Source organism: Leptolyngbya sp. PL-A3, from assembly GCF_039962325.1.
In the GTDB taxonomy this organism is placed as follows: domain Bacteria; phylum Cyanobacteriota; class Cyanobacteriia; order Elainellales; family Elainellaceae; genus Vacuolonema.
The window spans coordinates 129,751-151,999 of the sequence record NZ_JAMPLB010000004.1 but is presented as its reverse complement, the minus strand read 5'-3'; the positions used below and the strand labels follow the sequence as shown (position 1 = coordinate 151,999).

General features: G+C 51.5%; 12 protein-coding genes. 6 read left to right on the top strand and 6 right to left on the bottom strand.

All coding sequences use genetic code 11. The features are described 5' to 3' along the window. Window positions 1-550 precede the first annotated feature (550 nt). The gene (locus NDI52_RS05375) at window positions 551-4,663 is read left to right on the top strand and encodes a PAS domain-containing protein (RefSeq protein WP_190772922.1); all 4,113 of its coding nucleotides are present in this window, start codon (window positions 551-553) and stop codon (window positions 4,661-4,663) included. 52 nt (window positions 4,664-4,715) lie between these two features. On the opposite strand, the gene ilvD is transcribed toward NDI52_RS05375, so the two are convergent. Together ilvD and eno are read right to left on the bottom strand one after the other, a co-directional pair. Further along, a complete protein-coding gene (gene ilvD, locus NDI52_RS05370; protein ID WP_190772921.1) occupies window positions 4,716-6,404 on the bottom strand; it encodes a dihydroxy-acid dehydratase in 1,689 nt (562 codons plus the stop codon). 394 nt (window positions 6,405-6,798) lie between these two features. Next, complete coding sequence (gene eno, locus NDI52_RS05365) at window positions 6,799-8,082, bottom strand: phosphopyruvate hydratase (RefSeq protein ID WP_190772920.1); 1,284 nt, start codon at window positions 8,080-8,082, stop codon at window positions 6,799-6,801. 1,014 nt (window positions 8,083-9,096) lie between these two features. Here eno and NDI52_RS05360 point away from each other — a divergent pair. The 3 genes from NDI52_RS05360 to NDI52_RS05350 all read left to right on the top strand — a co-directional run bounded on the left by NDI52_RS05360 (window position 9,097) and on the right by NDI52_RS05350 (window position 14,854). Then, the gene (locus tag NDI52_RS05360) at window positions 9,097-9,477 is read left to right on the top strand and encodes a phage holin family protein (RefSeq protein WP_190774324.1); all 381 of its coding nucleotides are present in this window, start codon (window positions 9,097-9,099) and stop codon (window positions 9,475-9,477) included. Window positions 9,478-10,052: 575 nt separating this feature from the next. Then, on the top strand, window positions 10,053-10,268 hold the full coding sequence (locus NDI52_RS05355) for a hypothetical protein (RefSeq protein ID WP_190774323.1): 216 nt from the start codon (window positions 10,053-10,055) through the stop codon (window positions 10,266-10,268). A 902-nt stretch (window positions 10,269-11,170) separates the two neighbouring features. Next, entirely contained in the window at window positions 11,171-14,854 is a 3,684-nt protein-coding gene (locus NDI52_RS05350) for a Calx-beta domain-containing protein (protein ID WP_190771776.1), read from the top strand. 238 nt (window positions 14,855-15,092) lie between these two features. Here NDI52_RS05350 and NDI52_RS05345 read toward each other — a convergent pair whose 3' ends face one another. Continuing rightward, window positions 15,093-17,120, bottom strand: coding sequence for a DNA polymerase III subunit gamma/tau (locus NDI52_RS05345; protein ID WP_190771775.1), 2,028 nt, complete (start codon window positions 17,118-17,120; stop codon window positions 15,093-15,095). A gap of 141 nt (window positions 17,121-17,261) precedes the next feature. Beyond that, window positions 17,262-17,555 (bottom strand): peptidoglycan-binding domain-containing protein, encoded by a 294-nt coding sequence (locus NDI52_RS05340; RefSeq protein ID WP_190771774.1) that lies wholly within the window; start codon window positions 17,553-17,555, stop codon window positions 17,262-17,264. A gap of 570 nt (window positions 17,556-18,125) precedes the next feature. Between NDI52_RS05340 and NDI52_RS05335 the strand changes: the two genes are divergently transcribed. Continuing rightward, complete coding sequence (locus NDI52_RS05335; RefSeq protein ID WP_190771773.1) at window positions 18,126-18,833, top strand: microbial rhodopsin family protein; 708 nt, start codon at window positions 18,126-18,128, stop codon at window positions 18,831-18,833. A gap of 360 nt (window positions 18,834-19,193) precedes the next feature. Here NDI52_RS05335 and NDI52_RS05330 read toward each other — a convergent pair whose 3' ends face one another. Beyond that, window positions 19,194-20,480 (bottom strand): HhoA/HhoB/HtrA family serine endopeptidase, encoded by a 1,287-nt coding sequence (locus NDI52_RS05330; RefSeq protein WP_190771772.1) that lies wholly within the window; start codon window positions 20,478-20,480, stop codon window positions 19,194-19,196. Window positions 20,481-20,843: 363 nt separating this feature from the next. Between NDI52_RS05330 and NDI52_RS05325 the strand changes: the two genes are divergently transcribed. Continuing rightward, the gene (locus NDI52_RS05325; protein ID WP_190771771.1) at window positions 20,844-21,809 is read left to right on the top strand and encodes a lysylphosphatidylglycerol synthase domain-containing protein; all 966 of its coding nucleotides are present in this window, start codon (window positions 20,844-20,846) and stop codon (window positions 21,807-21,809) included. Between the two features lie 159 nt (window positions 21,810-21,968). Here NDI52_RS05325 and NDI52_RS05320 read toward each other — a convergent pair whose 3' ends face one another. Further along, a complete protein-coding gene (locus NDI52_RS05320; RefSeq protein WP_190771770.1) occupies window positions 21,969-22,193 on the bottom strand; it encodes a hypothetical protein in 225 nt (74 codons plus the stop codon). Window positions 22,194-22,249: the final 56 nt, after the last annotated feature.

Below are 22,249 nucleotides of genomic sequence, written 5' to 3'. Positions count from 1 at the left end.
ATCTGTAATTAAGCTCTCGATCCAAAATAGATAGACTCAAATCTTGCTCCAAACCCTAGAGGTCTATTTGTCGTACGAGCAATACACAAAAAATAGGGTTTTAAGGTTTGGTAAAATCCTAATTTTGCGTAAGGTGCGGCTTCGCTAAGCCTCCCACAAAAATCGGAATTTTATTCAATTTGCATTCCTCAGGAGATTTCCAGATAAGAACTTCCCCATTATTTGGAAAAAAGGCGTGGCGAAGCCGCGCCTTTTTTCCAAATAATGGGGATATTGTTTCCCAGAAATCTCCTCAGTAGGGAGCCATAATTAATTCAGTTGAGCTGACCTTACTTTGTAAAAGGAATAAAAGAAAGAAAGCTCTACCTCTGGGCAGATCGAAGCGTTGAAGTTTTGGATCTACTATTACTTTGGGTGAGTAGATCTTCGTCCATTGGCATAGGTTGTTTGCCCATGGCCTATATCTAAAGCCAGGTTTCAGGGACATATACCCGGCCTTCGATATATGCGGTCTGAATCAATAATTTTTAGATTTATTCCCTTACCTATTGTGTATCGAATTGCCCTGAGCCTGCTGGCTCTCGTGCTGGCTCACGGAATGGCGTTGCTGTTTCGGGTTCAACCAGCCGTATCTTTGTGGTTTCCACCTTCTGGCGTGGCGATCGCCCTAACCCTCTGGCAGGGCCCAATTGGTGCTGTTTTGGCGGGGGTGGTTTCGGTATTCATGGCGCCCCTGTGGGGAAGTGATGGCTGGAGCCGGTGGGTGGGTGGCCTGGATGCCCTGGAGCCTCTGGTGGCATGGTTACTGTATTGCTACTGGTTTCGGGGACCGCTTGCCTTGCAACGGTTGCGCGATGTGCTTCTATTTCTGGTGAGTGTGCCCCTGGCGGCATGCTTCACATCAGCCCTGGTGGGGTGCTTGACCCAGGCGATGTTGGGCCGTATTGCGCCTGAGCAGTTGGAGGCCGCCATTGGCCATTGGTGGTTGGGCAATGCCCTGGGCACAATGGCCATTACTCCATTAGGGCTGTTGTCTCTGAACTATACTCAGCCAACGCAGCGTCTCCCTTTCTTCCATCGCTATGGTCGCATTCCTTACCTGTTTGTTCATCCCCGCCGTCTGGAAGTTGGGTTAATTCTGGTACTGGTTTGTTTCTTTGCCATACTGACCGTCAGCACCACTCAGACGGATGTTTTTGAGACCTTGCAGCTCTCATTGTTGGGAGTTTTGCCACTGGTATGGGCAGTAGCTCGCTTTGGTGTATGGGGCGGAGTTTTGACGGCGAGCTTTACTGTCCTGGTGACATTGGTTAGCTATCTGATGGTGTATCCCAATGCGATCGCTCAGCCCATATTCCCCGTTGACCCACAATTACTGCATACCCATAAGTTGAGTCTGCTCCTGCAAACCGTGGTGACTCTGGTCATTGGGGTAACCATTACAGAACGGGAAACGACCTACGCCGCATTGGCGGTAGAACGGGTTAAACGTGCGGAATCTGAAACGCGTGCCCACTTGAACGAGCGCTTGATTCAGGTGATGCGGGATAGTCATCACCTGGTGCAGCAGGTCACAGATACTATCCCACAGGTTTTGTACGTTCATGATCTGATTCATCAGCGGAATATTTATGTCAACCGCCAGATTGTTCAGATTCTGGGATACACCCCCGAAGAGGTGCAGGAGATGGGGGAAAATGTGTTGCCTGCATTACTTCACCCCGAAGATCTGACCGTTGCTCTACAAGCTCGCGATCGCTTTCACCATCTAAAAAATGGCGAAATTAGTGAGGTTGATTATCGCATTCGTCATGCCAATGGCGAATGGCGCTGGCTCCATTGTCGTGAGATGGTCTTTGCGCGTGATGCCCTGGGAGAAGCAACGCAAATTTTAGGGAGTGCAGAAGACACAACGGAACGACGGCAAGCAGAAGCAGAGCGACATCAGCTTATTTCCTTAATTGAAAGTAGTACGGATTTTATTGCCCTTGCCACGTTAGAAGGGCAAATGACGTTTGTGAATGCGGCAGGACGACGGTTCATTGGTTTGGAGAGTCCAGACGCCGTGAAGCAAACCCATATTCTGGACTGCTTTCAGGAAAGCGATCGCCCCTATATTGAAAGAGTTGTTCTACCCCAACTGAGTGCTCAAGAACGCTGGCAAGGAGAATTGCAGTTGCGCCATTTGCAGAATGGGCAATTGATTCCAATGCTCGTTAATGCGCAACAGGTGCGAGATTCTCAAACAGGGCGGCCTATTGCCTATGCCACCGTGAGCCGCGATATTAGTGAACGCAAGCAAGCGGAGTTGGCCCTCAGCCAAGCCAATGAACGGTTTCAGTTAGCGGTTGCCGCCCTCAGCGCTACGATTTACGACTGGAACTGTGTGCAAAAACGGGTTGAGCGAACTGAAGGGCTGTACTCCATGCTAGGCTTCATGCCCGAGGAGGTAGAGCCTACCTATGACTGGTGGTGGCGGCTGATTCACCCTCAAGATCAAGCTCGGGTGCAGCAGCAAATGACGGATATTTTAGCGGGTAGCCCGCAGGGGGACGACAAAGCCCAGCGCTACTCACTGGAATATCGCATGCGCCATCGCAGTGGTCATTATGTCTATATTCACGACCAGGGGCTGTTGCTGCGAGATGATGCAGGGCAGGCGGTGCGGATGGTCGGTAACCTGACAGATATTAGCGAACGTAAACAAGCGGAAGTTGCGCTTCAAGAGAGTGAAGAACGGCTGCGTTTAACTCTGTATGCCGCGAACCAGGGTTTGTACGACTTTAATGTTCAAACTGGGGTCGTCATCGTCAGTTCTGAATACGCCCAAATGTTGGGTTACGATCCAAACACGTTTGTGGAGAACGAAGCAAACTGGCGCGATCGCCTTCACCCCGATGATCGAGAACATGCCGACCAGATTTATCAGGACTATGTAGCCGGAAGTCGAGATGAATACCGGGCTGAGTTTCGGCAGCGCACCCAAACGGGCGAGTGGAAGTGGATTTTGTCCGTCGGTAAGATCGTTTCCTGGGATGAACAGGGGCAACCGTTGCGGATGTTGGGAACCTATACAGACATTACAGAAAGAAGGCTGGCGGAAGCCCAAAATCGGCAACTTGCATCTATTGTCGAAAACAGTACAGACTTTATTGGGATTGCAGATTTAAACGGTAATCTTACATTTCTGAATAAAGCAGGAATGGATTTGGTCGGTTTAACCGATACAAGGTTTGATGCTGGAATTCCATTTCTTGACTATTTTGCAGATGTAGATCGTGAATGGATTCAGGATGTTATTTTATCCACTGTTTTACAGTATGGAAGTTGGCAGGGAGAACTGCAATTTAAACACTTTGGGACGGGTGAACTGATCCCTGTTTTCTACAATTTGTTTGTGATTCGTGATCCCATCACCGGGCAGCCAGCCTCCCTGGCAACGGTGACTCGTGACTTTCGGGAGCGGAAACGTATCGAACGGGTGAGAACGGAACTGTTGCTGCGGGAACAGGAAGCGCGTAAGCAGGCCGAATCTGCTAGCCGCATGAAAGATGAATTTCTGGCGATTGTGTCTCATGAGTTGCGATCGCCCCTCAACGGCATTCTCGGTTGGTCACAACTGCTTCGTACCCGCAGCCTCAGCCCTGAGAAAACGGAGCAAGCCCTGGCCTCGATCGAGCGTAATGCCCAGGCCCAGACCCAACTGATCGAAGATCTGCTCGATATTTCGCGGATTATTCGGGGACAAGTCCGTCTGACCCTACGGCCCCTCAATCTGGCAACCATTGTCCAGGCGGCTCTCGATACGATTCGCCCTACGGCTGAAGCCAAATCAATTCAACTGATAACTCATTTGGATTGGAATACAGGCCCTGTTTCTGGCGATTCTGAACGGCTTCAGCAGGTTGTTTGGAACTTGCTATCGAATGCGGTGAAGTTTACCCCAACAGGCGGTCAGGTCGAGGTAAGGTTGGCAACCCATCAAACCTATGCCCGTATTCAGGTCATGGATACGGGAAAGGGTATCAACGCTGAGTTTCTGCCCTTTGTATTCGATCGCTTCCGGCAGGCTGATGCGACGACCACCCGTAATCATGGTGGGCTGGGTTTAGGACTGGCGATTGTGCGCAATCTGGTGGAGTTGCACGGGGGCAACGTCTCTGTAACCAGTGCTGGGGAAGGGCAGGGAGCCACATTTATCGTGGAATTGCCGTTGTTGCCAGATGCCCGGTTGGAAGGGGAAGAACATACCCTGGGGCCATTTTTAACGGCTCATCCCAACTCCTTGAAGGGTTTGAAAGTGTTGGTGGTGGACGACGAGAAGGACACGCGAGAGTTTCTGGTGGTCGCTTTGGAGCAGGCCGGGGCGATCGCCATCTCTGCCAATTCCGCTCAGGAAGCTCTGCAAGCCATGCATCGAGATAGACCACACATCCTGCTCAGCGATATTGGGATGCCCGATGAGGATGGGTACGCCCTGATCCGTCAAATTCGGGCATTACCTCCAGAGTTGGGCGGCAACATTCCAGCGGCGGCTATTACGGCCTATGTGCGGGGAGGCGATCGCCAAAAAGCTTTGACGGCCGGATTCCAAATGCACATTTCAAAACCCATCGACCCAACGCACCTACTCCAGGTGGTTGCCCAATTAGCCCAGATATAGAGACACCGGGTGTTTCTCAAAAACACCCGGTGTCTGTGTTGTCCTCAGTTTTCTACAGCTTCACGTTGAGATCCGTCACAGCGCCCAAACTGCTGGAGGAAACGAGGCTGGCATACTTGGCCAGAACACCACGGGTATAGCGGGGGGCCGGAGGTTGCCACTGCGATCGCCGTTGGGCTAACTCCTCATCGGACACGTTAAGTTGCAGCAAGCGATTATCTGCATCAATCGTGATTGAGTCGCCTTCCTCTACCAGAGCGATGGTGCCCCCAACATAGGCTTCAGGCGCAACATGGCCGACCACCATACCATACGTGCCCCCTGAGAAGCGGCCATCGGTGATCAGCCCAACAGAATCCCCCAAACCCGCGCCAATAATGGCAGAAGTGGGAGCCAGCATTTCCCGCATGCCGGGGCCGCCCCTAGGGCCTTCGTAGCGGATGACAATCACATCGCCTGCATGAATCTGGTTCGCCAAAATTGCTTTCAGGCAGTCTTCTTCAGACTCATAAACTCGGGCTGGACCAGTAATCTGCCGCAGCTTTACCCCAGTCAGCTTGGCAACAGCCCCTTCCGTCGCCAGGTTGCCCTTGAGGATACCCAGATGGCCTTCCCGATACATGGGGTTATCCCAGGGACGAATCACATCCTGATCAGCACGGGGTTCTGCAGGAATATCCTGGAGGAGTTCGCCAACGGTTTGCCCGGTGATGGTAATACAGTCTTCATGAAGTAGACCGTGAACCAGCAACATTTTCATCACCTGGGGAATGCCGCCGGCACGGTGCAGGTCAGTAGCGACATAGCGGCCCGAGGGTTTTAGATCGCAGAGAACAGGAACGCGAGCCCGGATGGTTTCAAAATCGTCCAGTGTGAGGGGAACACCAGCGGAGTGGGCGATCGCCAAGAAGTGCAGCACGGCATTAGTCGAACCACCCACGGCCATAATCACTGAGATCGCATTCTCAATAGACTGGCGAGTAATAATGTCACGTGGGCGGCGATCGGCGCGGATGGCTTCTACCAGCGCTTTTCCAGCCAGCAATGTATTCTCGGCCTTCTCTGGGTCTTCTGCTGCCATGGTGGAAGAGTACATCAGGCTCATTCCCATGGCCTCAAACGCCGACGACATCGTGTTGGCCGTATACATGCCGCCGCAAGATCCTGCCCCTGGGCAAGCGCTGCGCTCGATGGCGTATAGCATCGATTCTTCAATGCGGCCCGCGCTATATTGCCCCACGGCCTCGAAGGAACTCACCACCGTCAAGTCTGTGCCGTCCAGGTGGCCTGGCTTGATGGTGCCACCGTAGACGAAAATGGCAGGGATATTCATTCGGGCCATAGCGATCATGGCACCGGGCATATTTTTGTCGCAGCCACCGATCGCCAGCACGCCATCCATACTCTGAGCGTTGCAGGCGGTCTCAATTGAGTCGGCAATCACATCTCGCGACACGAGGGAGTATTTCATCCCCTCGGTGCCCATGGAGATGCCATCGCTGACGGTAATCGTGCCAAAGGTTTGTGGCATCCCACCTGCGGCTCGTACACCCGATTCGGCCTGAATGGCGAGAGGGGCAATTCCCATATTGCAAGGGGTGATGGTGCTGTGGGCACTGGCAATGCCCACGATGGGTTTTGTAAAGTCATCGTCGGTAAACCCAACGGCGCGTAGCATCGCCCGGTTGGGGCTACGTTGAATCCCCTGGGTGATTGCCTGACTTCTGAGGTTCTCAGCCATCCTCAATAATCCCAATTACAAAGGTGTTTCGTCAGTGTGTAGCTACCTTGGAAGGAAAACCATGCAATAGGTGAAGCTGCCTTTCGTCGGCATTTATGCAGCCAGCCATTGGCGTCATTTTCGTCCCAAGGCTTTCTATTTTCCCAAAGGGGCGACGCTTTCCACTTTCCTTTTACTAATGCATGGAATAGAGTACCCGCACGGCAAATGGCTTTGATGGAGGTTGTGTTTCTAAATGCGCGATGGTTGTGAGAGGGGCGCTAAGTCCCTCTCACAACCACCAACCAGTAACCAATTTAAAGACCCTTGGAGAATGCGTTTGGGGGAACCAAAAACAATCTCTAAGGGACGTGTTAGGACGCGACTGCGGTTTGCCTATCTGAGGGAAGCGTTCCTACTTCACCACAGACTTGCCAGCATAGGTGGCCTTGTCACCCAGCTCTTCTTCGATGCGGAGCAGTTGGTTGTACTTGGACAGGCGTTCGCCCCGGCAGGGTGCACCGGTTTTAATCTGGCCTGCGCGCGTGGCTACCGCTAAATCCGCAATGAAATCGTCGGGGGTTTCACCAGAGCGGTGGCTCACCATGAAGGTGTAACCGCCTTCGCGAGAGAGCTTGATGGCATCCAGGGTCTCAGTGATAGAGCCGATCTGGTTGACCTTCACCAGGGTCGAGTTACCCACACCATCGGCGATCGCCTGCTTAATAATGCTGGGGTTGGTCACAAAGGCATCATCGCCTACCAGTTGAATACGGCTGCCGAGGCGCTTGGTCAACTCCTTCCAGCCATCCCAGTCCTCTTCGCCCAGACCGTCTTCAATGGAGAAGATCGGATACTGGTTAATCCAACCTTCCCAGAGCTGAATCATTTCCTCTGAGCTCTTGCGAGACTGATCCGACTTCCAGAACAGGTAGTTGCCCTGCTCTTTGCGATACAACTCGCTGGTAGCGGGGTCGAGGGCGATCGCAATCTCATCACCCGGCTTTAGCCCTGCCTTGGTAATCCCTTCCATGATCACATCCAGAGCTTCCACATTGGATTTCAGGTTGGGGGCGAAACCGCCTTCGTCACCGATGCCGGTGCTGTAGCCCTTGCCCTTGAGGATGGATTTCAGGGCGTGATACACCTCGGCTCCCATCTGCATCGCCATGGAGAAGGAAGGGGCACCCACAGGGGCGATCATGTATTCCTGAAAGTCCACGCTGTTGTCGGCATGGGCACCGCCATTCAAGATGTTGAAGCAGGGTACCGGCAGCAGCGTGGCCTCCTCGCCGCCGAGGTAGCGATAGAGGGGCAGCCCTTTAGACTCAGCAGCGGCCCGAGCGATCGCCATAGAAACCCCCAGAATGGCATTGGCTCCCAAGTTTTTCTTGTACTCGGTACCGTCCAACTCCAGCATTTTCTTGTCGATAGCGGTCTGATCGGTGGCATCCATGCCTTTTAAGGCTTCAGCAATGGTGGTATTAACGGTTTTGACCGCCTTGAGTACACCCTTGCCGCCGTAGCGTTTGGCATCCCCGTCGCGTAATTCCAATGCTTCCCGAATCCCTGTTGATGCACCGGAGGGAACGGCAGCCCGTCCCTTGCTCTTGTCCTCCAGCACGACGTCGACTTCGACGGTCGGATTGCCCCGAGAGTCTAAAATTTCTCGACCATGAATTGATGCGATCGCCGACATATGCTTCTCCCAAATTGTCCTGTCGAAGGTTGAACCTAAACCGGAGGAATTATTTCACAATACCGTTTAGTTGTGCACCCTTAATCTACGACATCCGCCGAAGCGCGTAGATCGCACCGGAGCCGGCCTGAGCCAAGTATCTATTCCAGCTCCTAAAAAAAATAGATTTGCGCCCTAGTTTGGGATCATTAAGGGGTCAGCGTTTGCGTAGTAGCTCCAAAATCTATGGCTGAGCCGCTGACTACTGCGCTGCATCCCCATAACCGCACAAATCGTCTGATTTGAATTTAGACTGGTTCACCTTAAATTAAGGATTTGCGTTGGAACAGTAATACTTCTTCAAATCGAGCACTGAGAGATGAAGCAAGGAATGTACGAGCTTGCCTGTTTGGCAAGGACGCCATAAACGCGAATGAGTGATGTCTATAAAACGCCCACCCTCAGCTTTTAGCGCCTCCTAAATAACGTCAGCTCGGGATAAGCCGAACCGCCCATTATTGCGTGCGCGACGCGCACGCAATAATGGGCTTTTTCGAGTGCCGCGCGAAGCGCGGCACTCGAAAAAGCCCTTAACCCGAACTGAGGTTAAATAATGTCAGTCTTCAATGGAGTCGTGTTGCTCTGCACCCATCATCCCGGGGTAGAAAGAAACATTGTTTTCTCATTAGTTCGGACAGTTTTTCTGAAACCGTTGATTTTGCGTGCGCGAAGCGCACGCAAAATCAACGGTTTCAGAAAAACTGTCCAGAGTATTGTTTTCTGAGAAGTTCGGATTAAGGACGTTTTCCGAGTGCGCTATGTACACCTAAAAATGGGCACTTCAGCTTATCCCAAATTAGGATAAAAAACTCTATAAAAACTTAGCCGTCAGCTCTCAGCCTGTAGCATTTGCTAAAAACTTTAAGCCCAGTCCAGGGCAAAATTTGATTTGCGTCAAGAAAAACGTTAGCGATCGCGACTTTTTTGCTTTAATGATGCCAACGTTGGTGACGCATCTCCGCGAGAATCTGACCTATGACCTGGCTAATACCTTTTCTTCTCACTGTCATTATTCTGGCTCTGAGCTTACTTTTGATTTCAAAGTTGCCTTTAGGGATAGAAGTCGATAGCCTCAACATTGCTTTTCTAGCTGGGCTCGTTCTGGGTCTGTTGAACGCCCTGATCCGCCCTTTATTGGAGCCTGTTTTTGGGGCGACCATCATTAATATTCTGACCCTGGGGTTAGCATCAATATTGCTGAATGCGCTGATTTTTGGATTAGCGGCAAAGCTCGTCACAGGTTTCCGCCTGAGATGGGGGATATTGAGTGCCCTGCTTGGAGCCTTTGCTCTCAGCATTGTCTATAGCGTTCTGTCCAATATTCTCATGCGGTTAGGGCTGATGACCGTAGGTTAACGAGACGGGGTTGCTGTGAAGATTAGAAACCCGGTGTTTCTGAGAACCCTGGGTTTCTAAGCTCCTGCTAACCCATCTGCCTCAGTGTTGAGTGTGATGGGTGGAACAGCCAGATTCAACAGGCAGGTAGCAACCTTGATTTAATTTTCATTAGTTCGGACAGTTTTTCTGAAATCAAGGATTTCAGAAAAACTGTCCAGAGTACTTTAAAAAACTATGGGGATCGCACGGATTGGCGACAGAACCCTCGTAGAAGCTGAATAATAGCCTTTCTCAATAGCCGACAGCGGGTGCCTATCTAGTAGGCGGATAGGGGATTGAGCGATCGCTCCCCCTAAATGTGGTGCAAATTTCTAAAACTGTATCCTGGGATACGGTTTTTCTCGTATTCCGCCTTATATAGTGTTGAGGCTAATAAGCGCTTACTACATATAGCGTATTGGGGTTCATCTCATTCCCCGTAGATTCAAGCTTTCGATTGCAGTGTTTGTGGCTCGTTTGGATATAGGCGTCTGATACGTCAGGTGCCGTTGCTTCGCCTCGATGTCCTTCACCTAAGAGATGCTTTTGACGCTATGAGTTACCAAGAACAGTTAAACCCGTGGGTTGTTCACAAGCTAATGCCCGATTTTAAGCAGGCTGCTGTTGCCCGTTTTCGTCATCGCAGTGATGCAGAAGCTTACCTGAAGATTGTGGCCCGTATGATACCTCAAGCTCGGTTTGCGATCGCCTTCGATGTGCAACAGAAGATTCAGGGCGCTACCCCTAGTGCATCTGAGGCTGTGGCCTAAGCCACCGTCCTAATTTTTGGCCGAGATCGTAAAAACTATCAAATTTTCAGCGGGGCGTCAATGGCACCCCGCTTTTTACAGCAATATGGGCTTCAAAGCCAAGAGTTCACGCCCTACGGGCGTGAACTCTTGGCTTTGAGGCCCGAAAACCGCGCGCCTTCGGCGCGCGGTTTTCGGGCCTGATTTCAAAATGAGAATTGCTGCGCTTTTTATAGCAATATGGGCTTCAAAGCTGAGAGTTCGCGCCCTTCGGGCACGAACTCTCAGCTTTGAAGCCCGAAAATAGTCCGCCGAAGGCGGGCTATTTTCGGATTGGATTCCAAAATGAGAATGGCTGAGAGAGATGGATGTGGGACGAAGTTCCACATCCATCTCTCTCAGCCAATCGGAAGATACTGTATCAAACATAGAAAAAGATAGCGCAAGTTTAATAGCTGTTGCTATATATAAGAGGCAGATTATTCTGAGGATGGTTTGCTGCCTGAATCATTTTTAAGAAAAACAAACTTTTCATGCATAACACGTTTAAAAAACGCTAGAACTTCTCTCTCATGAGGGCTGTGTTTGCTAGAGTTTAATCCTAAAAGTGAATTCAGTAGGATTTTTTCGTAGTGAATCCCAAACGTTGAAGTACTTTGAATACCAGAAAAAATGCCCCAGTTAAGCCCGTTTTAAACTTATTAAGGGATGAGAACGCTAGCTTGAAAAAGCACGAATTCTATCCCCTCAAGCTGCAGAAGCATGGGCTCAAATCAAAAAAACAGCTTTGAGGGACCCAGCCCTCTGAAATAACACGGGCAATACTCAATATTTATGGCTCCTGGAGACAGTGTGTAGCTCCCGCCTGTCCTATGTACCGCTGAACTCGTCACTTTTCATTACATCGTTAAGGTAAATCGTCCATGGCTAGCATCATTGGCACTGAGCAAACAGATTTTCTGGTCGGTCTTTCCTCGGCTGACCTTATTTTTGGAGAAGATGGCAACGACATTGTTCTGGGTGAGGCCGGAAATGATGTCATGTATGGCAATCTTGGCCGTGACTTGATGCGGGGGGGCGGCGGAAACGACCAGCTTGATGGTGGTGATGGCCTTGACACTATCTATGGCGATGCTGGAAACGACAACATTTTGGGCGGTACAAGCAATGACATTCTCTCGGGCGATGCCGGAAACGATCGCATTGACGGGGGGGCAGGATCTGACCTGATCTATGGGGGGATTGGCACCGACATCCTGGTAGGGGGAGCGGGTCAGGACACATTCGTGCTTGCGCCACGATGGGGCGGAGCGAACCAGAATGCTGCCGACCAAATTCTTGACTTCAGAAACAACACTGACGTCATTCAACTCGCGAGTGGACTGCGCTTCCAATCGCTCATCATCAGTGCGGGAACGGGCAATCTTGCTGGCAGCACGGTTATTCGACTACGGGGGACGGGAGAGTATCTGGCCGTTTTGCGCGGCGTGGCTCCTCGGCTGATTACAGCAACTGATTTTCGTTCGGCAACGTTGCCAGCGCGAGACGTGACTCGGCCCACCTTTGCTAATTTTCAGGTGACTAACATTACTCAGGCGGACGTTGCCACCCAAACTTTTACCATTCAGTATGCTGATGCTAGCGGCATTGATGCTCGTAGCATTAATGACCGTGACATCCTGGTGACAGGGCCAAATGGCTTCCAGCAGCTTGCGAGGGCTACCAACGTTGTGGTCAACAGCCCGACCTCTGTGACGGCCACCTACACATTGGATGCTCCTGGTGGTACCTGGGATGCCAATGAGGATGGCACCTATGAGGTGACATTGCGACGAGGTCAGGTGTTTGATACCCAGGGTAACTACAGTGTCGGAGGCAGTTTAGGGAGCTTTCAGGTAACAGTACCCGCGCCATCTGTGCCCGTTACAATAACGGCTTCTCCCACCAGTAGCCGGGAGGATGGCGGTACACCCATCATTTTTACCCTGACCCGTAGCACCTTTATTCGTGACCCTCTGACCATTAACTTTAGCCTGGGGGGAACGGCGTCTCGTGGCGTTGACTATACGGTCTTAGGCGGCACGATCCGAACAGATGGCACCGGCTCGGTGACGCTTCCGGCAGGAGTGGCGTCGGCGGCGATTACGGTAACCCCGCGCGTTGATAATGTGTCCGAAGAAGATGAGACCGTAATTCTGACCCTGGAGCAGGGAACGGGCTACACCGTTGAAGGGGATGGCGCCGCAACGGGGACGATTGTTGATGATGAGGCCCAGGTGAGTGTGGCGATCGCCCCCGATGCCGTCTTTGAGGATGGGGGTGGAGATCTGGTCTATACCTTCACGCGTACGGGCTTTGTGGGGCGTGAAATCACGGTCAGCTTTACCCTTCAGGGAACGGCGATCGCTGGAGCCACGAATGATTATGAAGTCGTCGCGCCCGACGGCACAACCTTTACCCTGACGGGTACCACGGGTACCATCACCTTTGCAGAAGGCCAGTCAACCCGTGAGCTGCGCATTCGCCCCGTGACCGATCTGCTGCTGGAGCAGGATGAGACTGTTTCGCTGCGGTTGAGCAATGGTACAGGCTATGTGGCGGATACAACTCCAGCCGTCGGTACTATTCGCAACGATGAGAGCGAAGTTGCTGTTGCCGTACAACCCACCAGTGTTCTTGAGGACGGTGGTGTAGGTCTGGTTTATACCTTCACGCGCAGTGGCTTTACTGGCCAGACGGCAACCGTTAACTTCACAGTCGGGGGGACTGCCACGTTTGGGCCTGAGGGTGACTATACTGCCCCGACCAACTCTACAGATGTTACCTTCACCGGCACCTCGGGTACCGTTACCTTTGCGGAGGGTGAGACCACCAAGACGGTAACCCTAACTCCTACGGCTGATAACCTCGTAGAACCTGATGAAACGGTTGTGCTAACTGTTACAGAGGGAAGCTCTTATCTGGTTGGGGGCAACGCGACGGCGACGGGCACGATTACCAATGACGATAGCAGCATCCAGGTGGCGATCACCCCTGAAAGCGTGCTGGAAGATAGCAATGCTCCCCTAACGGTAACCTTTACCCGAGGCGGCTTCCTGAATCGCCCAGTGACGGTGGATTTTAATGTAGGGGGCAGTGCTACGCTCGGCACAGACTACCAGGTGACGGCACCAACAGGTACCACCTATACCTTTAATAGCACCAGTGGCACTGTGACCTTTGCCGCTGGAGTGACCAGCCGGACGCTGACTATCAGGCCCACTCCTAACTCTCAGCCTCAGCCCGATCGCACCATTAGCCTGGAGGTGCAAGAGGGGAATGGCTATGTGGCCGAAACAACAGAGCCTGTAATTGGCACCATCACAGACGATGACGCTAGCATTGCCCTCAGCGTTTCTGACGCCGTTCGGGAGGATAGCGGCGAGGGTATTGTCTACACTTTCACCCGGAGTGGCTTTACGGGGCGTGCTCTGACAGTCACCTTCAGCACCGCCGGTACTGCACTCTTTGGTCAGACTGGAGATTACACCGTTAGCTCCACGGGTCAAACATTTTCCTTTAATGGCACCACGGGTTCCATCACCTTTGCTCCAGGCCAGGAAGCGGCTACCCTGACCTTGTTGCCCACCGCTGACCTGCTGACTATCGAAAACAATGAAACCGTTAACCTGACCCTGACCGCCGGGTCGGGTTATGGCATCACAACCCCGGATGCCGTGATAGGAACGATCCTCAATGACGATGGTGTCGTGACCAACACCAACAACAGTGGAGCCGGCTCGCTGCGACAGGCGATTCTGGCTGCTAACACTGCAGCATCCATTGCCAATCCCACCATTACGTTTGAGGGTCAGGGGGCGGATGGAGAGATCAACTTGGGCTCGGCTTTACCTGCGATCACCCGCAACATGACCATCGACGGCCCCGGCGCGGATAACCTGACAGTGCGCCGTAGCGGTACGACTGAGTTTCGTATCTTCCAGCTCAACAATGGGATTACAGCCACGCTGCGAGGGTTGACGGTCTCCGGTGGACTGCTGAGCAACGGCAATGGCGGTGGCATCTTCAACAACGGGGGCAACCTCACCCTGGAAGGTATGATTATCAGCAACAACGCAGCTAGCCTGGGCGGTGGTATCTACCACAGCAACGGCACCCTGACCTTGCGTAATACAACGGTCTCGAATAATAATGCGACGGCCGTTGGTGGAGCCTCTGGGGGCGGCCTGGGAATTGGGACGGGTACCGTCAACCTGTTTGAAGGGACTCTTTTTGAGAACAACTTTGCCCAAAGCTCTGGAGGCGGCCTCTATAACACCGGAGCAACCGTGAACATCACGGGTACGGCAGATAACCGGGTTATTTTCGCCACCAACAGAACGGATGGCTCTGGCGGCGGTATCTACAATAACCAGGGCACCGTTGAGGTGCGCTTTGCCGATTTCCAGGGCAACCAATCGAGTCTGCGATCGCTTTCAGGCGGTGCAATCTTTAATGGAGTAGGTACACTGCGTGTTGGTAGTTCAATTTTCAACAATGTCCCGAATTTGCCGAATGCGATCACAGGGGCTTACACGACCTTAGACTCCAATAATCCAGGTCTGTAACGTCTCAATCCAGGCTTCACAAATAGAATGGGCGTCGCACTTTGTGCGATGCCCATTTTTCTAACCTGAGTTCGGGTTAAGGGCGTTTTCGAGTGCCGCGCAACGCGCGGCACTCGAAAACGCTTATTTTGGCTTATCTCGAACTGAGGTTTTCTATTTTTGTGAGTTGGAGAAGCTGGTGTAGCCAGCTTCTCCAACTCACAAAAACAGTAGACTTCGTGCAGGAAGTCTATATGCGTTAGAAGGGGACATCATCCCCTTCATCCCCCAGAGACGTTTCGTCGGCCCAGTCATCTCCGGGTAGCTTGCCACCAGGTAACACATCGGCCTCATCCCAACGAATCACCTGGCCGTTGAAGAACGACGCCACGTTATTGGCGGCTCGCACCAGAGGGTCTTCATCCCACCGGGAAGCAATGGGGGGCGGCGCCATGGAGATGGGTTCGGGTTCCAGAGCGGCTGGGCGATCCGGTTCGGGAGTTGCGATAGGGGCAGGAGGTTGGGCGATCGCGGCCACCCGTCCAGCGTTAGGTACGGCTTCTGCAATCACAGCAGGTCGTGGAGGCGAGGGGGTAGCCGGAGCTGGGGGTGTGGGAGCGGAAGTGCTGAGTTTTGCCGTTGTTGTAGGGAGAGTTCCGGGTTGGAGGGGTTCGGCTACCTCTAGTGTGACTCGGACGCGGTGCCCCGCATATTGTTCGAAAGCAGCTTCAATATTGCCGTGGCGGCTAGAGGCAATTTTTAGCAGGGGTGCGGCTTTTACGCCGATGCGGGCTTCCTGCCCACTATAGGCTAGGAGAAAACACTGCTGCCGCAACAAGATTTGAGTGGAGTTGGGTTGCACCAATCCCAGCACCTGCTGCCAGGTTTGTTCCAGATGCAACACTGTAGCAGCCACTTCCACGGGCGTCGGTTCCGGCAACGTCATCGGTACCGGAGCTGCATCGGTTTCTGGCGCCGGGGGTGGGGCTGTCGTTTTAGCGACGGGCGCGGCGGGAGGAGACGCGGCGGCTACCGGACTTGGGCTTGTAGCAGCGGGACGGGCAGTGGGTGCTGGTGCCGGAGCCGCCTGTGCCGCTGGGGCTGGGGCTACGGGAGTCGGTGGTGGAGCCACCCGAGTCGCAGGGATTCCCGCCTGCGCTGCAATGCCAGGTGCCGGGACTGGCGCAACGGTTGCCATCGCCGATGGTAATAACCCCAGCAGGGTTACTTCCAGCCATAACCGTGGTTGGGCACTGTTGCGAATCTGCGCCTCACTGCTCCGGAGGTGTTGCTGCCCTTGCTGTAAGAGGGCGACGGATAGGGTAGAGACAAAGTCCACCATGGCCTTCCACGTTTGCGCGGTGACTGTAACCAGGTCGCCGCGGTCAGGAGCGGTTTTGGCAATTAACAAATCTCGATAAAAGCTTGCCAGGTTTTGCAACACAATGCTCGGTTCACGACCCCGATCCATAAGTTGACGGACCCGATCAATCAGGGCTTCTGGTTGATCCTGGGCGATCGCCCCCATCAGAGCCAGCAAATCCTGCTCGGGCACCGCCCCCACCAGATCCCAAACCCGCTCAGGGGTAATCTCCCCATCCAGCAGACTGAGCTGATCCAGCGAACTTTCAGCATCCCGCAAGCCTCCCTGGGACAACTGCGCCACTAACTGAATGGCGTCGTCCGTAATGGGAATGCCTTCTTTTTGAGCGATTGTTCCCAAATGCGCCACCATCGCTTCCAGGGGAATGCGACGAAAATCAAATCGCTGACACCGAGAAATAATGGTTGCTAAAACCCGTTGGGGGTCCGTGGTTGCTAACACAAACACAACCTGATTAGGCGGTTCTTCCAATGTTTTCAGTAATGCGTTGAATGCCGCATTACTGAGCATATGAACCTCGTCGATTACATATACTTTGTAACGACACTGAACGGGGGCAAATTGCGCTCGTTCAATCAGTTCGCGGATGTTATCAACCCCGGTGTTGCTAGCGGCATCGATCTCGATGACATCCAGGGCAGAGCCGAGGGCGATCGCCCGGCACACCTCACATTTTCCACAGGGAGATGGCGTGGGGGCGTCTGAGCTGAGGCAGTTCAGCGACTTAGCAAAAATGCGAGCACTGGAGGTTTTCCCTGTTCCCCGGGCTCCGGTGAATAGATAGGCAGGTGCGATCCGCCGCTGCCGCAGAGCGTTGCTGAGGGTGGTGGCGATCGCTTCCTGGCCTACCAGTTCCCGAAAGGTCTGGGGACGATATTTGTGGTGCAGCGGCTCGTAGGACATAGGGCGAACAAAAGAACCTATATCCAGGGTAAGCGATCGCCTCCCCTCTCCGCAGGAAAACTACAGCCCCATTTGGTTTCGCTCTGGCAAAACTAAACAAAGCAAGGAGTTTATCTCTTGCTCCGAAATCCTTTAGAGAAATTAACACCCAACGATAATACAAGCTCCCAACGATTCCCAGGTTTGAGGCCCAACAATGCCATCAACCAACATGTAGGGATTATGGTCGTTGCCTCGCTCTTGATAGGTCATCACAGCGGCTTCTGTCTTAGCGCCAAAGAACCCATCAACTTGAAGTTTGAAGTTATAACCGTTCAGAAGCCGTTGGAGAACTTTGATATTTTCATCGGCTCTTTTTTGTTGGTCATTGCGGCGCAGAATTGGCAGTTGGTGGCAGAGAATTTCTGGGCGGGTATTGGGGGCAGATGCTTGCATGATAGATGTCCTTCTTGTGATTCGGAGAAGCGTTGTTGCTTGCTTCCTTAGTTACGGCTTGCACCCATCGGTTTCCCAAAAAATGAATGAAGAGTACCCTTTTCAGGTACCTACCGCACCGAGTAAATAGCCTCTTAATTGTGTGTAGTACTACACGCTTGAAGTGGCAGAGTTCTTTGTGAAAAACGTTGTGCACGTGGCTTGTCACAAATAACCTTGCTTGCTAGATTGTGTCAGGCTATATATAGCGCACAAAATCAAAGATTTACAAAACTATCCACATGGATACGAATATCTAGGTTGCATTCCACTTTTGTAACATCAGTTCGGACAGTTTTTGTGAAACCCTTGATTTTGCGTGCGCTTCACGCGCGCAAAATCAAGGGTTTCACAAAAACTGTCCAGAATATTTTGTAAGTGAAGCGGGCGAAGCCCGCTTCACTTACAACAGTGAGTTTCCAAATTTGCAAAAGTGGAATGTACCCAATATCTATCTTCTGAACTATGGAGAAAGTTTAAGAAACTTAAGAAACTAGGTAGAAGAAATTCCTCCTACTTTGAAATAACACTATGGTTCAAACCTGGTTGTGGACTGGAGTCATTAGCATGGCGCTTGGCTCCGTACTGTTTGGATTTGGGGCTGCCCAAGCTCAAAGTGAACGCTGGAAAATCCTATTTATCCTGAACTTTTTTATTTGCGTAATTGCTGCTGGGCTTTATCTAGCAATGGCAATGGGGCAAGGGCAAAGCGAGGTTTATGGTCGTCCGACCTTCTGGGTTCGCTATGTCACCTGGTTTATGTCGACGCCTTTATTACTGTTAGATTTAGCCTTTTTAGGCCGCAGTACGGTTGCTGTTACGGGTAGCTTGCTGGGGGCAAATACCTACATGATTCTGACGGGTTTTGCTGCCACAATGTCACCCAAACCAATCAACTATGTTTGGTATGTTGTGAGTTGTGCAGCGTTTTTAGCAACACTTTATCTACTGGTAAAACCCTACCGTATTGAGGCTGAACGTAAACATCCTCGTTCTCGTAAGGTTTTTCGTAAGCTCTTGAGTGTGCATGTCATTTTGTGGACGCTTTATCCGGTCGTCTGGATTTTGAGTAGCACAGGGTTGAGTATTCTCAGCCAGGGCTATGAAACAATGGGATATACGCTATTGGATATTGCATCGAAAGTTGGTTTTGGACTGCTCTCCCTGAATAGTTTGAAGCAAATTGAACAGGCAGGAGAGAGACAACCAACACGAGAATTTGAAACGTCAGCTATTTGATAAGACTGTCTCCGTGGTGAATGGCGATCGCCCAATCGATCGCCAACCCCAATTCACATCTTAAATTGGATACGATACGCAATTGCTCGGTTCCGAGAAACAATCGAACACACAGGCGAGATCCTGCGGTGCAATTCCAACTCCCCTATCTTTGAGAGGAAGGTGGATACGCTGCACTCTTGCCTCAGCAGTGATGGGTACGGAACCCTGGGACCGTTGTATTTCAAGTCGAAATTGTGGAGTCGCCAGGTGTCGCGATAAAAAGATCGCCTTCTAGTTGGTACAAAATCTGAGTAATTTTTTCGTGCGTCATCCGCACGAAAAAATTAGTTTCTTCTGTCCGTTTGAGTGATCCAGCGGCTATTCGTCCGGTTGGTTTTGTGCAGGTACCATTCCCGTTTTAATGGAGAGGGTTTGCTCTTGGCCATTGCGGTTCAGTATCATTTGCAGGTTGCTACCTACTCCACTGGATTCGACAATTTGTTGGATCTGCGCTCCGTCTGTCACCTCTTGACCATTGACTTTGTGGATGACATCTCCCGATCGCAGCCCTGCTTGTTCTGCTGGAGAATTGGGCATGACTTTTGCGACTAGCACTCCCTGCTCGTCATTCACACTGAGTCCGCTGTTAGGGTTGTTGTTAATTTCCTGCTTCATCTGGGGCGATAGCGTAATCATCTGGACACCCAGATAGGCATGTTCTACCTTGCCATGATCAGCCAACTGGTCGGCAATGCGGCTGACCGTGTTGATCGGAATGGCGAACCCAATTCCTTGAGCATCCTGAATGATAGCGGTGTTCATCCCAATTACTTCACCCTTCTGGTTGAGCAACGGTCCACCTGAGTTACCCGGATTGATTGCTGTGTCTGTTTGGATGTAGTTGACCCGTTCGTTTGGTATCCCCACCTGGCCGCTGGAACGACCTGTGGCGCTGATGATGCCCATGGTGACGGTGTTATCCAGTCCCAGAGGGTTGCCAATGGCGATCGCCCAATCCCCCGGTTGCAGCGCATCGGAGTTACTGAACTTGAGGGTAGGCAAGTTATTCGCCTTAATTTGAACAACGGCAACATCCGTTACCGGGTCAGCCCCTAGCACTTTGCCTTCAAAGGTGCGGCCGTCCTTCAACGTCACCTGTACGGTATCGGCTCCCTCGACCACATGGGCATTCGTGATAATTCGCCCATCCGATGTTTCGATAAACCCAGAGCCCACACCGCGCTCAATTTGTTGCGAAGGTGGGGTTGGCATCTGGCGACCGAAGAACTGTTGAAATAGAGGGTTGTTAAATACTTCGGGCTGAGAGGTTTTGACGGTACGGGCCGCATCAATCCGAACAACCGCAGGACCGACCTCCTGCACCACATTGGCAATAAAATTAGAAGGGGGGAGTGCAGGTGCGGAAGTTAAGGATGTCGTAGAGACTGGTTCTTGGACGATTGTATTCGATGAACGATGAGTGCTGAAATAAGAAGTTGCATAATGGCCGGTTGTTGCGATTCCGGCTCCTAATAGAATGAGGCCAATTGCCCTACCCATTCGTCCCGGAGAAAACCGTGAAATGCGCTGCAATTGATGGGTTTTGGTATCAAGTTGAAATTCAGGTTGAAGAGACTTGTCATTATCAGATTGTCCTGTTTGCATAGGAAATATCCTCCCGTTTCAAGGGAGTATGAACGGTTGAATTACAGCCTGATGAAATGCTTAAAAGGTCAATTTTTTATGGATTTTAACCCCGAAAAATCAAGCCCTTTTGAAACATTTGAAATATCCCTGTAAGAGAGTGGAGGAGTGACTGATATATTTACAGTAGTTTGTCTGTATGTCGGTCTTATGACAAGTTAGTGGCAAGTCTGTGAATTCTTTTTTGATCAGAATTTCGTACTGATTAAATTGACATCATGCTTAAAGGATTGATTTTTTATAGAGGTTGTATCTAGAAAATGAATTCTTTAAACATGCCTAGTGACGTACACAAAGTCCCACTTCTATTCTTGCAAATACATCATGCATTCCTGGCGGCAAAGGTTTCAGCACTATGCGCACTGGTTTCCAGTAATTCTTGGTTTTGGCCTATTTGGGATATCTTTATGGGCTATTCGCCAACAATTACGGCAACATACTCCTGAAGAAATTTGGAGCAGCGTGCAGGCAATTCCGATTGGATTGGTGGGGGTGGCGATCGCCCTTACTCTCCTCAATTATTGGACGCTAACAGGATACGACACTTTGGCGGCAATCTATATTCGGCAACCATTGCCCTATCGAAAGACAGCGTTGGCTGCTGTTACGAGCTATGCCATCAGTAACACCATTGGTCTAGCGCTGTTAAGTGGCAGTGCGATTCGGTACCGTTTTTACGCGGCCTGGCAAATTCCTGCGACTAAGATTGCTCAGATTATTGCTTTTTGCAATATCAGTTTTTGGCTTGGGCTATTTTCGGTGGGTGGCATTCTCTTTGTTATTGAGCCCATTGAAATTCCAGCCCTACTGGATTTACCTGTTTCGTCGGTTCATCCGATTGGCGTTTTATTTCTAATTGTGATTACGGCTTATTTGATCTGGAGTGTGATCAGTGCGCGCTCCCTACAAATTGCCGGGTGGACAATACCGCACCTCCCGATTCAACTCTCGTTGGCCCAGATTGTCATTACATCTTTAGATTGGGCGTTGGCCGCCGCTGTGCTTTACACCCTGTTGCCGTCTGCTTCCCCTCTCTCTTATCCAGGCTTTTTTGGGATTTATCTGCTAGCGCAATTGGCAGGCATCATTAGTAATGTGCCTGGCGGTCTGGGTGTGTTTGAAAGCGTCATGCTAGCTCTGATTTCTCCCCCAGTAGCCACGAATGAGTTATTTAGTGCTTTACTGGCTTACCGAGCTATTTATTATTTTCTTCCCTTCAGCGTTGCGATACTGATGTTAGGAGCTTATGAGTTACGTCAGCGATATCGTCATCACTTTCGTAGCAAGTGATATGCATTACTCTGTTCAGCTTTGCTGAACCCCTTAATTGGGCCATAGGAGATTTCTGGGAAACAATATCCCCATTATTTGGGAAAAAGGCGCGGCTTCGCCGCGCCTTTTTCCCAAATAATGGGGAAGTTCTTATCTGGAAATCTCCATATTTGGGGCTTAGCCCATGGGCTCAAAGGATTTCACGTCTAACACGGGGCCAACCATCGCCATCGTCATGACATCCTTTCGCACCTCGCCATTAACTCTGACCTTTTGTCCTTCTACAAGCAAGCCATCGGGTGCACCTTTGTGAATTTCGTAGGTTTGACCATCGGTTACTAATGTCCAGGTGCCCATGCCCATCAAGGACTTCTTGACTGTGCCTTCGGCCTGTAAGCTCATGATTCATACCTCCGAGTTGCTGAAGTAGGTTGTTGGCGTATAAAACTGACGGTTTC

Coding starts and splice junctions, on each gene's coding strand:
- ilvD (WP_190772921.1), bottom strand. CDS start 6,404: ATGGCTGAGAACCTCAGAAGTCAGGCAATCACCCAGGGGATTCAACGT.
- eno (WP_190772920.1), bottom strand. CDS start 8,082: ATGTCGGCGATCGCATCAATTCATGGTCGAGAAATTTTAGACTCTCGG.
- NDI52_RS05360 (WP_190774324.1), top strand. CDS start 9,097: ATGACCTGGCTAATACCTTTTCTTCTCACTGTCATTATTCTGGCTCTG.
- NDI52_RS05355 (WP_190774323.1), top strand. CDS start 10,053: ATGAGTTACCAAGAACAGTTAAACCCGTGGGTTGTTCACAAGCTAATG.
- NDI52_RS05350 (WP_190771776.1), top strand. CDS start 11,171: ATGGCTAGCATCATTGGCACTGAGCAAACAGATTTTCTGGTCGGTCTT.
- NDI52_RS05345 (WP_190771775.1), bottom strand. CDS start 17,120: ATGTCCTACGAGCCGCTGCACCACAAATATCGTCCCCAGACCTTTCGG.
- NDI52_RS05340 (WP_190771774.1), bottom strand. CDS start 17,555: ATGCAAGCATCTGCCCCCAATACCCGCCCAGAAATTCTCTGCCACCAA.
- NDI52_RS05335 (WP_190771773.1), top strand. CDS start 18,126: ATGGTTCAAACCTGGTTGTGGACTGGAGTCATTAGCATGGCGCTTGGC.
- NDI52_RS05330 (WP_190771772.1), bottom strand. CDS start 20,480: ATGCAAACAGGACAATCTGATAATGACAAGTCTCTTCAACCTGAATTT.
- NDI52_RS05325 (WP_190771771.1), top strand. CDS start 20,844: ATGCATTCCTGGCGGCAAAGGTTTCAGCACTATGCGCACTGGTTTCCA.
- NDI52_RS05320 (WP_190771770.1), bottom strand. CDS start 22,193: ATGAGCTTACAGGCCGAAGGCACAGTCAAGAAGTCCTTGATGGGCATG.